The 13,721-nt window shown below is 52.7% G+C and carries 16 protein-coding genes and 1 tRNA gene; 13 read left to right on the top strand and 4 right to left on the bottom strand.

Annotated elements, in window-relative coordinates; translation table 11 throughout:
* Positions 1–53: 53 nt before the first annotated feature.
* A complete protein-coding gene (locus ACFO9Q_RS16185) occupies positions 54–536 on the top strand; it encodes a DUF4446 family protein (protein ID WP_379183888.1) in 483 nt (160 codons plus the stop codon).
* A 74-nt stretch (positions 537–610) separates the two neighbouring features.
* On the opposite strand, the gene yyaC is transcribed toward ACFO9Q_RS16185, so the two are convergent.
* Positions 611–1,222, bottom strand: a complete 612-nt coding sequence (gene yyaC / locus ACFO9Q_RS16180; protein ID WP_379183886.1) for a spore protease YyaC — start codon at positions 1,220–1,222, stop codon at positions 611–613.
* 107 nt (positions 1,223–1,329) lie between these two features.
* Here yyaC and ACFO9Q_RS16175 point away from each other — a divergent pair, with 107 nt between their 5' ends.
* The 5 genes from ACFO9Q_RS16175 (at position 1,330) to ACFO9Q_RS16155 (ending at position 3,222) form a co-directional block, all read left to right on the top strand.
* Positions 1,330–1,578: a DUF3343 domain-containing protein gene (locus ACFO9Q_RS16175; RefSeq protein WP_379183884.1), complete on the top strand. Its 249-nt coding sequence runs from the start codon at positions 1,330–1,332 to the stop codon at positions 1,576–1,578.
* A 2-nt stretch (positions 1,579–1,580) separates the two neighbouring features.
* Positions 1,581–2,477: a mechanosensitive ion channel family protein gene (locus ACFO9Q_RS16170; protein WP_379183882.1), complete on the top strand. Its 897-nt coding sequence runs from the start codon at positions 1,581–1,583 to the stop codon at positions 2,475–2,477.
* Positions 2,467–2,688 carry a DUF951 domain-containing protein gene (locus ACFO9Q_RS16165; protein WP_379183880.1) on the top strand — a complete coding sequence of 74 codons (222 nt, stop codon included), beginning with the start codon at positions 2,467–2,469 and terminating at the stop codon, positions 2,686–2,688. The genes ACFO9Q_RS16170 and ACFO9Q_RS16165 overlap by 11 nt, the downstream gene beginning before the upstream one ends.
* 112 nt (positions 2,689–2,800) lie before the next feature.
* Positions 2,801–2,891 (top strand) — tRNA-Ser (locus ACFO9Q_RS16160).
* A 151-nt stretch (positions 2,892–3,042) separates the two neighbouring features.
* Positions 3,043–3,222 (top strand): hypothetical protein, encoded by a 180-nt coding sequence (locus ACFO9Q_RS16155; protein ID WP_379183878.1) that lies wholly within the window; start codon positions 3,043–3,045, stop codon positions 3,220–3,222.
* A gap of 455 nt (positions 3,223–3,677) precedes the next feature.
* On the opposite strand, the gene ACFO9Q_RS16150 is transcribed toward ACFO9Q_RS16155, so the two are convergent.
* Positions 3,678–3,860 (bottom strand): YjzC family protein, encoded by a 183-nt coding sequence (locus ACFO9Q_RS16150; RefSeq protein ID WP_379183876.1) that lies wholly within the window; start codon positions 3,858–3,860, stop codon positions 3,678–3,680.
* Between the two features lie 209 nt (positions 3,861–4,069).
* Between ACFO9Q_RS16150 and ACFO9Q_RS16145 the strand changes: the two genes are divergently transcribed.
* From ACFO9Q_RS16145 to ACFO9Q_RS16125, 5 genes are all read left to right on the top strand, one after another.
* Entirely contained in the window at positions 4,070–7,123 is a 3,054-nt protein-coding gene (locus ACFO9Q_RS16145) for an efflux RND transporter permease subunit (RefSeq protein WP_379183874.1), read from the top strand.
* Between the two features lie 322 nt (positions 7,124–7,445).
* Positions 7,446–7,730: a 30S ribosomal protein S6 gene (gene rpsF / locus ACFO9Q_RS16140; RefSeq protein WP_379183872.1), complete on the top strand. Its 285-nt coding sequence runs from the start codon at positions 7,446–7,448 to the stop codon at positions 7,728–7,730.
* A 46-nt stretch (positions 7,731–7,776) separates the two neighbouring features.
* Positions 7,777–8,343 (top strand): single-stranded DNA-binding protein, encoded by a 567-nt coding sequence (gene ssb, locus ACFO9Q_RS16135; RefSeq protein ID WP_379183870.1) that lies wholly within the window; start codon positions 7,777–7,779, stop codon positions 8,341–8,343.
* Between the two features lie 47 nt (positions 8,344–8,390).
* Positions 8,391–8,675: a 30S ribosomal protein S18 gene (rpsR, locus tag ACFO9Q_RS16130; protein WP_379183868.1), complete on the top strand. Its 285-nt coding sequence runs from the start codon at positions 8,391–8,393 to the stop codon at positions 8,673–8,675.
* A 145-nt stretch (positions 8,676–8,820) separates the two neighbouring features.
* On the top strand, positions 8,821–9,171 hold the full coding sequence (locus ACFO9Q_RS16125) for an MmcQ/YjbR family DNA-binding protein (RefSeq protein WP_379183866.1): 351 nt from the start codon (positions 8,821–8,823) through the stop codon (positions 9,169–9,171).
* A gap of 1,108 nt (positions 9,172–10,279) precedes the next feature.
* Here the strand turns inward: ACFO9Q_RS16125 and ACFO9Q_RS16120 are convergent.
* Both ACFO9Q_RS16120 and ACFO9Q_RS16115 read right to left on the bottom strand, forming a co-directional pair.
* Entirely contained in the window at positions 10,280–11,266 is a 987-nt protein-coding gene (locus ACFO9Q_RS16120) for an aldo/keto reductase (RefSeq protein WP_379183864.1), read from the bottom strand.
* 331 nt (positions 11,267–11,597) lie between these two features.
* On the bottom strand, positions 11,598–11,948 hold the full coding sequence (locus tag ACFO9Q_RS16115; protein ID WP_379183862.1) for a DUF4870 domain-containing protein: 351 nt from the start codon (positions 11,946–11,948) through the stop codon (positions 11,598–11,600).
* Positions 11,949–12,153: 205 nt separating this feature from the next.
* Between ACFO9Q_RS16115 and ACFO9Q_RS16110 the strand changes: the two genes are divergently transcribed.
* Positions 12,154–13,158 carry an LCP family protein gene (locus tag ACFO9Q_RS16110; protein WP_379183860.1) on the top strand — a complete coding sequence of 335 codons (1,005 nt, stop codon included), beginning with the start codon at positions 12,154–12,156 and terminating at the stop codon, positions 13,156–13,158.
* Positions 13,159–13,176: 18 nt separating this feature from the next.
* Entirely contained in the window at positions 13,177–13,614 is a 438-nt protein-coding gene (locus ACFO9Q_RS16105) for a CBS domain-containing protein (RefSeq protein WP_379183858.1), read from the top strand.
* The last annotated feature ends 107 nt before the right edge of the window (positions 13,615–13,721 follow it).

The raw sequence follows: 13,721 nt of genomic DNA, 5'->3' as shown, positions 1-13,721 counted from the left end.
GACATGACATTAGCAGCATGAGATGGACTATGCATGGGAGCGGATAGAACATAATGAATGATATAATCACGAGTCCGATGGACCTAATCACGATAGCCTTAACTGCACTTCTCTTCATAGCCTTCCTCTGGCTCATTGTACTAGGCAGGAAGCTCAGCAGACTGCGCAAGCAGTATATGCAAGCGATGGATAGCACAGGAGTAACGAATCTGGAAGAGATCATCATTGGTCTAAGGACAAGCCTTAATGAGCAGGAGGAGCAGCTGCGTCGTCAGCAGGGCGAATTGACTGTGCTCGCAAGTGAACAGCGTCAAGCGAAGAGCAGGGTGGGTATCAATCGATATAATGCCTTCTCCGACCGTGGCAGCGACCTTAGCTTCTCTATTGCCATTATGAACGAAGCGAAGGACGGAGTCGTTCTGTCAGGCATTCACAATCGTGATAATACTTACGTCTACGCGAAGCCGGTTGAGAAGGGTACATCTAGCTATGCGTTAACGCCCGAAGAGCTGAAGGCGATTCAAGAAGCTAAGTAGTCTATATATGTCACACAGGTTAGCCGAGAGCTGTGGCCAAGGCAGTATATACCTAGAAGATGCAACGATGCGCTTCAGATCTGCTGCTCAGCTGCAGCCGTCTGGCTGAGGGTCGCGGAGGAGAGAGTAAGCGTCTGGGTAATGGCAGAGAATAAGCTGCAAGCAATAATGTCAGCCATACGCATTACAAGGTGAAGGCGGGTATTCTGAAGGACGAAGTATTCCATGAATCCACCCACATTCACGATGCCAGTCATATGGATATCGCCAACCGGAGGCAGATCCTTATTCACACCAGCGCCAGGACGTACAGGGCCGGAGCCTAACTGAATGCAGCCAACGCTTGCAACTTGACCGAGACAGGCATCAATGCCGATGACGAAGGGCTTGGAGTAGCGGCGGTTGACTTCCAGCAGCGTATCCTCTAGATTCATAGCATGAACAGGATCCTCGAGTGTGCCGTAGAGCGAGAAGTGAGAGCTGCGATACTTCTGCAAGGAAGTGCCAATTAAGGGGCCGAGGGAATCTCCGGTGGAACGATCCGTTCCGATACAGATGACAACAATAGGACGGTTATGAGAGCGAGCTTCGAGCAGGCTGGTCAAGCGGTGTACAAGCAATCCAACTACATTCGGATCCGTGTGGGGCACCTTGAGTGGTGAGTCTCCCCAGAATGATAGCTTCATAGAATCCCTCCGTTATATCAATTTGTTACTAGTATATGGATGGGACAACCAATTTATACACCATCAAGAGAGTGAAGTTGAAGGCAGACAGGGAGAGGAGTCTCGCTATGCTCATTGCATTCGACTCCACGCAGCAAGCGCTTCGTGCAGAGATGCTGCTGGAGTATGCGGAAGTAGATATCGACATCTGTCCTACCCCGAAGGAGATCACTGCAGGCTGCGCGTTGTCGATCCACTTCCCTGAGGAAGATATGGACACAGTCCAGCATGTCATCGTAGCAGAGAAGGTCGAGATCAGAGGCATCTACCGCCCGGTCCTGAGCGGCTATGAACAAGTTCAGATGGGGGAGGGATAACGATGAATGATACAAGCAGCTTAGAGGAAGAGATTAACGTTATTCAGAGAATTGCGGATGAGGCGACGAGCCAGGATAATTGGCAGATGATAGGGATCGGTGCGATTCGCGTGGTGCTGATCCTCGTCATCAGCCGATTGGTCGTCTGGATTATTCACAAGGCTATTGATCATATGATCATCGAGAGGGAAGTGAATCGTCTCCCGATTCAAGCCCGCAGGATGAAGACCGTAGGCAAGCTGCTCAAGAATGTATTGAATTATGTCATCTACTTCATTGCCGGCATGTTGGTGCTCGCAGAGTTCAACATTAACCTGATGCCGCTGCTTGCGGGTGCGGGGGTGCTCGGACTTGCCATCGGCTTCGGAGCGCAGAGCTTGGTGAAGGATGTGATTACAGGATTCTTCATCATACTGGAAGACCAATTCGCCGTTGGGGATGTTATTCAGACAGGCCAATTCAAGGGAACAGTAGAGGTCATTGGTCTAAGAGCGACCAGGCTGCAGAGCTGGACCGGTGAAGTGCATATTATTCCGAATGGTCTAATTAATGAAGTGACGAACTATTCCTTGCACAATACGTTAGCTGTCGTCGATATTGCCATTGCTTATGAAGAGGATATTGACAAGGCGACGGAAGTCATTCGCGGAGTCGTAGATGGACTAGAGGATGACAATCTCATGAAGCAGCCTGAGGTGCTGGGACTGCAGCTGCTGAACTCTTCGGAGGTAACGGTTCGAATCATTGCGGAATGCCGTCCGACGACGGATGCCATCATTGGCCGTAAGATTAGAACGCAAGTGAAGAAGGCGCTGGATGAGCATGGAATTGACATTCCATATCCGCGGACAGTGACCTATCACAGGGGTGAGAGGGGAGGACTTCAAGGTGGAGCGTAAGCAATTCGAGTTAGGTGACGTCGTCCAGATGAAGAAGCAGCATCCATGCGGTACGAATGAGATGGAGATTATTCGTATGGGGATGGATATACGCGTCAAGTGTGTCGGTTGCAAGCACAGCGTCCTGATCCCGCGTGCCAAGTTCGAGAAGAACATGAAGAAGGTTCTACGTTCGGCACCGAAGGAGTCTGACTCCTCTGAATTGGCCTAATGAAGCAATGCCGGTACAGCCGGGTGAGGAGAGGTGTCGCCTCTTATTCAGCCCATATAATTCATGCTTGCAAGTCCACATTCCCTATGTTACAATAATTTTTGCTTGACTCGGAAAGGTACCCAAGAGGCCCAAGGGGGCTGACTCGAAATCAGCTAGGCGTGTCAAAGCGTGCGTGGGTTCGAATCCCACCCTTTCCGCCATTATCACTCTCATGATGATGCGGCTTTCCGAAAATTACATAGTGCTCTGCACTTAACTAGAACTCCCTCCAGATGATGATACGATCTGGTGGGAGTTTTTTTTATCAATATCCCCCATGGATGCAAGGCAGCTGCAGGAGGAACAATAATCTTGCCTGTCATTATAACGCGTGAGGAGAGATGTGAAGTGGGCAAGAGCAAGCATCGAACGATGACGCAGCATAATCAGTCCATGAAGGATGAGTCGGAGCAAGCACAGCTGAGCTTAGCGAACACCATGCCAACCTTCCACAAGGATAAGCACGCTCCGAATCGGCCTTCTAACGGTTAGAGTCTAACATCCAAGAATCGCCGCATACCTCAAGCACGAAGATGAGGTTTTGCGGCTTTTTATATACTCCTATTACTGAGACATAAGGAAAGAAGGAGCTCTCGCGAGCCCCTTCTCCGACGGTGGTTGATGGTTGAGACTTGAATTCACACTACAACGACTAGAAACAAATCACTCTAACACCCGAACAACGATGCTCTCGCACAGCTGTCCTTGCGTAGACTCACAGCAGAATCGTACTGTAGACGATATCCGAGTGCAGTCTAAGAATGCGCGTATACTGCCAGATCATACTCTTTGGCACAACCCTCCGCTTCTAAGCTGAGTGGACCAATTCCTCTTGCAGCCCTTGCACCATTCGGTTCAATGGAACCACACCTCTCTTACACCGTCGTTTAGTATGATGACCAGTTCAGCCGGGTTCTATTCACCTAACCTTACAATTCCTCAATGTGTTAGTGACGAGCCTTCTTCCACTTACGATCCTTCTTGGATGTTGGTGGGAACTTCTCGCCCTTCCTCAAGTGAACATGCTTCGGATTCGAGATACCGGTGTGAAAATCAGCATCACCAACCTCCATGTACGTACCGTCATTCGGAGCACTCATACCTGGTTCAAATTCCGTCCATTCGCCCATCGGATTAACACCTCCAGCATGAATCTGTACAGGGAGCAGCTCGCTGTCCCTGACCTCTAGTTTGCACGTAGAGCTCTTCAGATATGAGAAGGGGAGTGCTTCCACCTTATTATAAAAAACATTTTACAAAGATTATACAAAGTGAGTATACTAAGAACAGGAAAAAGATGTGAAAACATAAAATAAAAAATAGGGAGTGAAGAGATTCCATGGCATTCTTAACGAGATTCAGTCTGAAAAATGCAGCCGCTGTCCTAATCATTGCAGTGCTGCTCATCGGAGGAGGCGTATACAGCTTCCTGACGCTCAAGTCTGACTTGCTGCCCGACATCGAGTTCCCGCAATTATCGATTACCGCTGTCTATCCGGGGGCATCTGCCGAGGATGTGAATGCTCAGGTCACTCAGAAGCTCGAGGCTGAGCTGAAGGGAGTCGAAGGGATTGACAGCATGACCAGCCAATCGCTGGAGAGTGTGTCGCGGATTCAACTATCCTTCCCAATAGGAACGGATATGGATAAGACGATTCAGAGCGTGAATGACAACATTCGTGAAGCTCAGCTGCCAGAGGAAGTAACGGCGCCCGCTGTAAGCCGGTTCTCCTTCAGCTCAGTGCCGATCGTCAATCTGGCGATGTCTGCGGGCGATAAGGCCGGAGAGGACTTCGAGGGCTGGGTCAATCAGACGCTCAAGCCAGAGCTGCAGAAGGTACAGGGAATCAACTCCGTTGCGCTGTCAGCAGTCGCAGACAGCTACCTCAAGATTGTCGTGAACAAGGATAAGGCGGCTCAGAGTGGAATTAATCTGAACAGCATCAAGGAGAGCATCGCAGGCTCCTTCTTCTCCTTCCCGGCAGGATCAGTCGAGGACAACTCCGTCGTCGTGCCTGTACATATCGACCAGAAGCTGGAGAAGCTGAGTGAGCTGTCGGAGCTTACCGTCGTCTCGCCTGTGACGAAGCAGGCGGTTAAGCTGTCGGAGCTGGCCGCAATTGAGCCGACAACCGAATATAAGGAAGCCGCGCGCTTCAATATGGAACGCAGCATCGCACTTCTCATTAATAAGAAGCAGAACGCCAATACGGTGGAAGTGGCCGATGGTGTTGTAGAAGTGCTGGATAAGTATGAAGAAGAAGGCTTGATTAAGTACACGATGATTTTCGACCAGGCTGAAGGGATTAAGACATCCATCAAGGAACTGGTGGAGAAGGGGCTGTTCGGAGCGCTCTTCGCGGCACTGACGGTACTCATCTTCCTGCGCAACTTCCGTGCCACGTTCATCGCTGTCTTGTCGATTCCGCTGTCGCTGCTCATCGCTGCAATCTTCATCAAATGGTGGGGCTTCACGCTGAACGTCATGTCGCTGGCCGGGATGGCCGTTGCCGTAGGGCGTGTCGTGGATGACAGCATTATCGTAATCGAGAATATCTATCGCAAAATGAAGCTGAACCCCGGCGCTGACCGGACAGCTATGACAAGTGAAGGAACAAAAGAGATGATGAGTGCTATACTCTCATCCACGATAACAACCGTCGTCGTCTTCCTGCCGCTTGGACTTGTTGGAGGCATTACAGGGGCATTCTTCCTGCCATTCGCACTAACCGTCGTCGTAGCGCTGCTGGCCTCCCTCGTGGTGTCCATCACAGTCGTGCCGGTACTGGCACGCGTGTCGTTCGTTAAGCTCCATGAAGAGACGAAGGAGCCGTTCTACGTTCGCTGGTATGAGAAGGTAATCAGGTACAGCTTGAGGCGTAAGGCTGTTATTCTCATAGGTGCACTGCTGCTCTTGGTCGGGTCAGGCGCCTTGTATGGACTAAGCAATGTAGGCTTCGTCTTCCTGCCGAATGAGAAGCAGAAGATTATATCCGCTACGGTGGAGCTGCCGCCGTCGACGACGCTTGAGCGCACCAGTGAAGTATCCGAGCTGATTGAGAAGAAGCTGGTTGCGGAGAAGGAGAAGTATCCGAAGGTATTCTCCTCCATCGGCGGCTTCGACTTCGCGACGGGGTCTACTCTTCCTAATCGAGCGGTCTATTATATCGAGCTGTCAGAGGATGGCGATATTGACAAGGAGCTTCCGCGAGTTGAAGAAGTGATTAAGAAGGTTGTCGATGCGGAGGCACCTGGCAGCAAGTCGAATGTCCAAGAGCAAGCCGGCGGCGGACCGCCAAGCAACAATAATGTAGATATCGATCTGTACTCCGATGATCTGGTGAAGCTCGAAGCGGCTGCTAAGCAGGTAGAAGAGCTGATGAAGGAACGCTCGGATCTGAAGAACATCACCAACAACATGCAGGAGAAGCAGCAGCAATGGTCCGTTAAGCTGGACGGGAATAAGCTGAAGGCTGCAGGTATTCAGCAATTCCTCGTGCTGGGTGCGATTACGGACCGGACCAAGCCGGTTGAAGCGGGTACGTACCGGTTCGACGGAATGGAGCAGGAGATTCAGCTCGGCTATGACAAGCCGCTAGATGGCAAGGCAGAGCTTGAGAATCTCATGCTATTCTCACCGACCGGTCCGGTAATGCTGAAGGATGTCGCGTCGGTTGAACAAGTGGAAGTGTTCACCTCCATACAGAAGCTTAACGAGCGAATCTACGCCCGCATCAGCGGTCAAGTAGATGGCAACAACGTAGCGACAGCTACTTCAGAGGTGACGGCCAAGGTGAAGGAGCTTCAGCTTCCAGATGGCGTCACGCTTGAATCTGGCGGAGGCAGCGATGAGACGATTCAGACGTTCGTAGACCTTGGGATTGCGATGATCATTGCGATCGGTCTCGTGTATCTGACGATGCTGATCTTCTTCGGCAAGGCGCGGGTGCCATTCATCATCATGACGAGCCTCCTGTTCGTGCCGATTGGAGCCTTACTCGGTCTCGTCATCGCGAAGGAACCGCTCTCGATGAGCGCCATGATTGGCCTGCTCATGCTAATCGGGGTTGTCGTGACGAACGCGATCGTGCTCGTGGACCGGATTAACCAGAATCGCGAGGCGGGTATGACGATTCGCGATGCGTTAGTGGAATCAGGCAAGACGCGTCTGCGTCCGATCCTGATGACGGCACTTGCTACGATTGCGGCGCTGCTGCCGCTCGTGTTCTCCACACCGGAGGGAGGCCTTATCTCACGCGGCCTGGCTGTTGTCGTAGTAGGCGGATTGACCACTTCGACTCTGCTGACCGTCGTATTCCTGCCGGTTATCTACGAGCTTGCCTTCTACCGTACGCATCGCCGTGAGCAGAAGGAGCTGGGCGCGAAGGGGTAAGGAAGACTAGCGCGTGTTAGCGTGTTAATAGAAGGAGAGGGAGGGAGCCGCCTGCTAGCGGTAAGGCCGACATGGCCTGCAGCAGGCGGCTCTCTCTGTCCATCACCTAGGAGAGCTGTGAGGGGCAGGGTTGGCAAGGACTGGACCAGACAGGTTCGGACGGAGCAGGGTAGGGATTGGAAGGACAGGACCGGCAGCTGAGAAGTGTTGGCACTTGTCATGAGTCCGCCGGTTTGATATAGTATATGGGTATGCGAGTTAGAAGCTCGCTCCTTGCTCCATTTTCACATGGGGCCGTTAGTCCAAGAGGAGGTGTAAAGGTATGCGCAAATACGAAGTGATGTATATCATTCGTCCGGATGTTGAACAAGAAAATGTTCAAGCTATTGTTGATAAATTCAACGGTATCATCTCCAACGGCGGAGAAGTCACAAAGACAGATGTGATCGGTAAACGCCGTCTTGCGTATGAGATCAATAAGATTCGTGATGGTTACTACGTTCTAGTTCATTTCAACGCAACGACTGAAGTTGTGAATGAGCTTGACCGCATCATGAAGATTACGGATGAAGTTATCCGTACGTTGATCGTCAGAGACGTAGCTTAATTGCCGTTAAGACGCAAGGATTGTTCGATTGGGAGGTGCGAGAGCAATGTTGAACCGTGTAATTCTGATTGGCAGATTAACCAGAGATCCTGAGCTTCGTTATACGCCTGCAGGAGTTGCGGTCACGCAATTCACGCTGGCTATCGACCGGCCCTTCACTAGTGGAGGACAGGGAGAGCGCGAAGCCGACTTTATACCCGTTGTAACATGGCGACAGCTTGCTGAGACCTGCGCCAACTATCTTCGCAAAGGCCGGCTAACTGCGGTGGAAGGACGCATTCAGGTGCGTAACTACGAGAACAACGAAGGCAAGCGTGTCTATGTGACAGAAGTAATTGCTGATAACGTTCGGTTCTTGGAATCCAACCGTGATGGCGGAGGACGTGAAGAAGGCGGCAGTACTTACAGCGGTGGTAATAGCGGCGGCGGCAACAGTGGTGGAAGCAGCTACGGCGGCGGCAACACTGGCGGCAGCGGCGGCGGATCATATGGCGGCGGCAATGCACCAACAGGTGGCAGCCGGTCTGGCAATACAACGCGTAACGACAACCGTGATCCGTTCTCGGATGATGGACGCCCGATTGATATATCTGAGGATGATTTGCCGTTCTAGGCCGGTCCAAGCCTAGAGAGAATTTGATACGATAGGAGGAACCGAACATGGCTTTCAAGCAGAGAGATAATGGTGGCGACGAGCGTCCAGAACGCAAGTTCTCCGGCCGTAAGGGCGGACGTAACAAGCGTCGTAAAGTTTGCTTCTTCACAGTGAACAAAATTACTCACATTGACTATAAAGATACCGACCTGCTGAAGAAATTCATCAGCGAGCGCGGCAAAATCTTGCCACGTCGTGTAACAGGAACTAGCGCGAAGTACCAGCGCCTGCTGACTGTAGCGATCAAGCGTTCACGTACGGTAGCATTGCTTCCTTACACTACTGAATAGTAGGAACCGGATGAGAGAAAACCCTTTGATTACGAGACTCGTTCTTGTGGTTGAAGGGTTTTTTTTGGTGTACTCTGTGTGCGATGCGCGGGGAAGGAAAGAAGTAAAGTGAATTAATGACTGGATAGTTAAAAGAGGGGGAGGTATGGTGGGGATGGTTGTCACGTATTGCGAGGGAAAGAAGGGTGCGGTTAAGGACTACCCATTCGGGCCGGAGCCGCTGGTTATGAAGGTGGGCGGCAAGATGTTCGCGCTCATTAGCGACTCATCGGTGTCGTTGAAATGCGACCCAGCTATAGCTGAGAATATGCGGGAGCAGCATGCTGCTGTGAAGCCAGGCTATCATCTGAACAAGAAGCACTGGAACACGGTGGAGCTGGATGGCTCGTTGTCCGACGACGAAGTGAAGTCGATGATCGACCACTCGTATGAGTTGGTGCTTGCCAGCCTGACGAAGGCCGCTCGGGCAGAGGTGCTGGAGGGGCGAGACAGGTAGGTAGGTGGGTCTACTCGTGAGGGTGGAGGGGATTAAGTTAGAGAAACCAGGTGCAAGTGGGCGATATGGAATAAGTCGCTCCTCGTTCCAGCTGGCGGTCGTGTCCGGCGGAGTTGCGCGAGTGGGAATCGGGAATGAAATGCTATTTGTCGCCCCAACGGGTGTGTGCGAGGGTAAATAGGGCATAAAATGCACCTATCGGTAGTCCGGCGAGGTGGTGCGAGTGTCGATAGGGTATAAATGGACCTATTGGTCGCCCGGCGAGGGTGTGTGGGCATCGATAGGGTATAAAATGCACCTATTGGTCGTCCGGGGAGGTTGTGTGGGGGTCAATAGGGTATAAAATGCACTTATAGGTCGTCCGGCGAGGGTGTGCGAGTGTTGATAGGGTATAAAATGCACTTATAGGTCGTCCGAACGGGCGTGTGTGAGGCTAAATAGGGCATAAAATGCACCAGAATGGCTAAGACGCCCCAACGCTGTGGAGCAATAAGGTGCAGAAATGCAACATATCGGGTAAGACGCCTCGCGCTGGGGGGGGAATATGGTGCAGAAATGCAACATATTGGGTAAGACGCCTCGCATTGGGGAGCAATATGGTGCAGAAGTGCACCATAATGGGAAAGGCGCCCCGCGCTGGGGGGCAGTATGGTGCAGAAATGCACCATAATGGGTAAGACGCCCCGCGCTGGGGAGCAATATGGTGCAGAAGTGCACCATATTGGGTAAGGAGCCCCGCGCTGGGGAGCAATATGGTGCAGAAGTGCACCATAATGGGAAAGGCGCCCCGCGCTGGGGGGCAGTATGGTGCAGAAATGCACCATAATGGGAAAGGTACCCCGCGCTGGGGAGCAATATGGTGCAGAAATGCACCATATTGGGAAAGTCGCCCCAGCGCGGAGCACCGCCTGGGGGCGGGAATGAGCAACAGGGTAAGTTAGGTGAAGTGGCGAGACCATTCGAGGCCAATGCGAGAGTGTGCGAGGGGACATGCGAGCGCGAATAGGTTGCGATGAGCGTGAATAGGTGCAAGAGAGCGCACCTATAGGGCAGAGTCGCAGCACCTAGCGCCGCAGCGCCAGCGGAGCAAAAAAGAAAGCAGAGGCGACTACCTCTGCTTGGATACTGTTGCAGCGAGCTGACCTAGCTCGCTGAGCTCGTCTGCGGTGAGGGCAAAGGTCATCGCCCTCACATTCTCTTGCGCGTGATGCGGCTTGGTTGCGCCTGGGATGGCGAACACCGTGTCGCCGTGGGCATGGATAAGCCAATTCAGCGCGATCTGGGTAGGCGAAGCCTCGTAGGCGGCAGCGAGCTGCTCCAGTCGTTCGATCAAGGGAAGCGTCCGCTTCAGGCCATCGGCCTTGAAGCCGCCCATCCAGCGGCGCGGACCCTTGATGGCCTGTACAAGAGAGGGATTGCGATGGAACTTGCCGCTCAGTATCCCTTGCTCCAGCGGTGAATACGCAATGATGGCAACGCCCAGCTCCTTCGCTGTCCCCAGTATGCCATTGTTCTCTATGCGGCGGTCGAGCAAGTTGTACTTGACCTGGTTCGAAGCGAGCCGCAGCCCATGCTCCCGGAGGACGCGGTCGGCCTCGCGCATTTTCCCCGCAGAGAAGTTGCTAACACCCACATGCCCAATCTTCCCTTGCTCCACGAGCTTCGCCATGGCGTGCATCTCACTTGCCACCGAAGAGAAGGAGAACGGCTGATGCACCTGATGAAGATCAATACGTCGCCCGCCGAGACAGCTAATCCGTTCATTAATCGTGCCGCCAATACTGCCAGCCGTCCGAAGCAGCGGCCACCACTTGGTTGCTATGTAGGCGTCATCCGCTAGTGTGCCTGCTTGTCCGAGCGCGGCGTCCAGAGCCTTCTCCGACTCCCCGCCGCCATATACCTCCGCCGTATCGAACCAGTTGATGCCGCCCTCCAGACTAATCTTCACAATCTCCCCGACTGTCTCCTTATCCAGCACCGACCAGAACTTGCCCACCGCACCGCTGCCATTGCTGAACTGCCAGCAGCCCAGCCCGAGTGGAGACAGCAGCAGATCCGAGTTCCCCAGCTTCCTTAACTCCACCTTATCTTCCATAGTACCCCGCCTCTCTATCAAGCCTTTTACTATCTTCATTGTACCGGTTCTTCCATTAAATATATAGTTTCAACTCCAAGCCCCAAGGGTAGATAAAATACGGACCTCTGTAGAGGGTGGGGCCCCAAGGACGTTGCCTAAGTGTGTTCCCTAAGTGTGTCCCCAAGGACTGCTCCTCCCAAGGATCCCACCACCACGAATAAGAGGGGCGAGTCGTCTGACCAATTGCAAATCCCGGACGGCTATACGAGAAAAAAAGTCTGCCGCCCCCTCAAGGGAAGCGACAGACTTCATGCTGTATACAAGGTCTAGTCTGCAAGGTCGCATGAATCTAGAACTTAGAAGCCTGCTGGTGGGCCCACTCTCCGAGAATCGGGAGCTTGAACCACTTGCCTTGGAGGGCGGTCAGCATGAGATAGATCCAGAGGACGAAGGCGACTGGCGAGAGGATGAACGCAATGACGGGCCCGATGACGGGAATGAAGCCGAGGAGCAGATTAATCACAATGAGTGCAACAGAGGCCGCTATGGATTGCATGGCATGGAACTTGACGAAGGAGCTGTTCTTCTCCAGTGCGAGGAAGATAATGCCTGTAATGAAGCTGCCAAGATAGCAGAGCAGACCGGCAATCTTCGGATCGAGTCCGGTAGAGGATCGGTCGGGGACGAGGGATGGCTGCATACGATTCACCCTTTGCACGTGTAATGGACTAACCTGACAGATTGTATTCGAACTCCACATCGAATATGTCTGCTTGTTCCATTCCCTCGAGCAACCCAGCCGCTTCCTGCATTCCCAGCCATCGATTGTCACCTGATTGTAACCCTACGGACAGCTCTCTCGTCTACAATAAGGTGACTAATGACAACAAGGAGACTTGCCTACTATGCCTAAAAAAATAAAATGGTTAACCATCTTATCCGCCATTATCCTCCTTACGGGATTCCTCGGCTACTTCAACCGCGAAGCGCTCGCCATGCGCGGCTTCGATTGGCTGCTCTCCGGACATGTGGAGAAGGAGCTCGAGAAGAGCTTCAAGCCGCTGGAAGGCCGTGAGCCTCTGCAGCTGGGTGACCAGTATAAGAATGCCGATCCATTCTCTCTGCTGCTGCTCGGCGTCGATCAGCGGGATCAGGAGCGGGGACGCTCCGACACGATGATCTATACCGTCGTCCGCCCGAAGGATGGCGCGATCCTCATGGTCTCCATTCCGAGAGATACGTACGTGGACATCGCAGGCCGTGACCGTTCCGACAAAATCACCCACGCCTACGCGTTCGGGGGAGCTAAAATGGCGCTTGAGACGGTGGAAGGGCTGTTCGATCGGCCGATCCAGCACTACGCCTCAATCAACTTCCAAGGCTTCCGCGATGTAATCGACGCTATGGGCGGAATCTCCCTTCCGATCGAGGAAGATCTGGTCAATGACGATACGGATCACGAGAAGTTCGTTGTGCCGGCCGGTCAGGACTTATATAATGGAACAGACGCGCTGAATTATGTCCGGTATCGGGAAGATGCCGGCGGAGACATGAATCGGACCGGGAGGCATCAAGTGTTCCTGAATGCGATGCTGGACCGCGCGTCCAGCGTAGGTCAGTGGGCGAAGATTCCGGGACTGATGGAGACAATGGGCAATAACTTTACAACCGATATGCCTCCGAGCATGATCGTAGGGCTCGCGCAGAGCTTCCTGCAACAGAATACGCGCATCATCCACAGCCATACGCTGCAGGGAGAAGGGCGGAGGAAGCATAGCGGCGGGGCTTGGTATTATTTTGCGAAGGAAGAGGATCTGGAGAAGACGAAGGCGCTGATAGACAGCTGGATGGATGGAGAGATTCAGCAAGAGGCGCTTCCGCTGCCAGATGAGGATAGCGCAGCAGAATAGAGGGAGTTGAGAATAACGATGAATATCGCGTTCTTCCTATTGCCGAAGGGGGAGGTCGTATGCTTGCCGCATGACGCCACCCTGAGACAGGCACTAGAGCGGATGGAGTATCATCGCTATACGGCTGTTCCACTCATTGATGAGAACGGCGGCTATGCGGGAACGGTGACGGAGGGCGACCTGCTATGGTATATGAAGAACAGGCCAGACCTCACATTCGAGCAGACGAATCGCATTAAGCTGACGGATGTGCCGCAGCGGATTAAGAATGATACGGTTAGAATTGATGCCAATATGGAGGACCTGATCTCCCTAGCCAAGGCGCAGAACTATGTGCCGGTGGTTGATGATATGAACCGGTTCATTGGAATTGTAAGGCGCAGTGAGATTATCGATTATTGTGAGAAGATCATTCTGCAGAACGATTCTTCGAGGCCAGAAGTTAACTTAGCCTAGCCTGTCTGAAGCCCTAAGCTTGTTATGAGCTTGGGGCTTTTTTCATGATAGCTGCACAGTTGTGATATAATGGAGTGTACATCGTACATGGAAGATATTCGTCGTAA

Source organism: Paenibacillus sp. GCM10023252, assembly GCF_042653305.1.
GTDB lineage: Bacteria > Bacillota > Bacilli > Paenibacillales > Paenibacillaceae > Pristimantibacillus.
The sequence above is the reverse complement of the archived record's forward strand: the minus strand, read 5'-3'. Positions and strand labels throughout refer to the sequence as shown.

Excerpts from the sequence above, each read along its gene's own strand:
- ACFO9Q_RS16185 (WP_379183888.1), top strand. The coding sequence starts at position 54 with ATGAATGATATAATCACGAGTCCGATGGACCTAATCACGATAGCCTTA.
- ACFO9Q_RS16150 (WP_379183876.1), bottom strand. The coding sequence starts at position 3,860 with ATGGGCGAATGGACGGAATTTGAACCAGGTATGAGTGCTCCGAATGAC.
- rpsF (WP_379183872.1), top strand. The coding sequence starts at position 7,446 with ATGCGCAAATACGAAGTGATGTATATCATTCGTCCGGATGTTGAACAA.
- rpsR (WP_379183868.1), top strand. The coding sequence starts at position 8,391 with ATGGCTTTCAAGCAGAGAGATAATGGTGGCGACGAGCGTCCAGAACGC.
- ACFO9Q_RS16125 (WP_379183866.1), top strand. The coding sequence starts at position 8,821 with ATGGTGGGGATGGTTGTCACGTATTGCGAGGGAAAGAAGGGTGCGGTT.
- ACFO9Q_RS16145 (WP_379183874.1), top strand. The coding sequence starts at position 4,070 with ATGGCATTCTTAACGAGATTCAGTCTGAAAAATGCAGCCGCTGTCCTA.
- ACFO9Q_RS16170 (WP_379183882.1), top strand. The coding sequence starts at position 1,581 with ATGAATGATACAAGCAGCTTAGAGGAAGAGATTAACGTTATTCAGAGA.
- ssb (WP_379183870.1), top strand. The coding sequence starts at position 7,777 with ATGTTGAACCGTGTAATTCTGATTGGCAGATTAACCAGAGATCCTGAG.
- ACFO9Q_RS16115 (WP_379183862.1), bottom strand. The coding sequence starts at position 11,948 with ATGCAGCCATCCCTCGTCCCCGACCGATCCTCTACCGGACTCGATCCG.
- ACFO9Q_RS16175 (WP_379183884.1), top strand. The coding sequence starts at position 1,330 with ATGCTCATTGCATTCGACTCCACGCAGCAAGCGCTTCGTGCAGAGATG.
- ACFO9Q_RS16105 (WP_379183858.1), top strand. The coding sequence starts at position 13,177 with ATGAATATCGCGTTCTTCCTATTGCCGAAGGGGGAGGTCGTATGCTTG.
- ACFO9Q_RS16120 (WP_379183864.1), bottom strand. The coding sequence starts at position 11,266 with ATGGAAGATAAGGTGGAGTTAAGGAAGCTGGGGAACTCGGATCTGCTG.
- yyaC (WP_379183886.1), bottom strand. The coding sequence starts at position 1,222 with ATGAAGCTATCATTCTGGGGAGACTCACCACTCAAGGTGCCCCACACG.
- ACFO9Q_RS16110 (WP_379183860.1), top strand. The coding sequence starts at position 12,154 with ATGCCTAAAAAAATAAAATGGTTAACCATCTTATCCGCCATTATCCTC.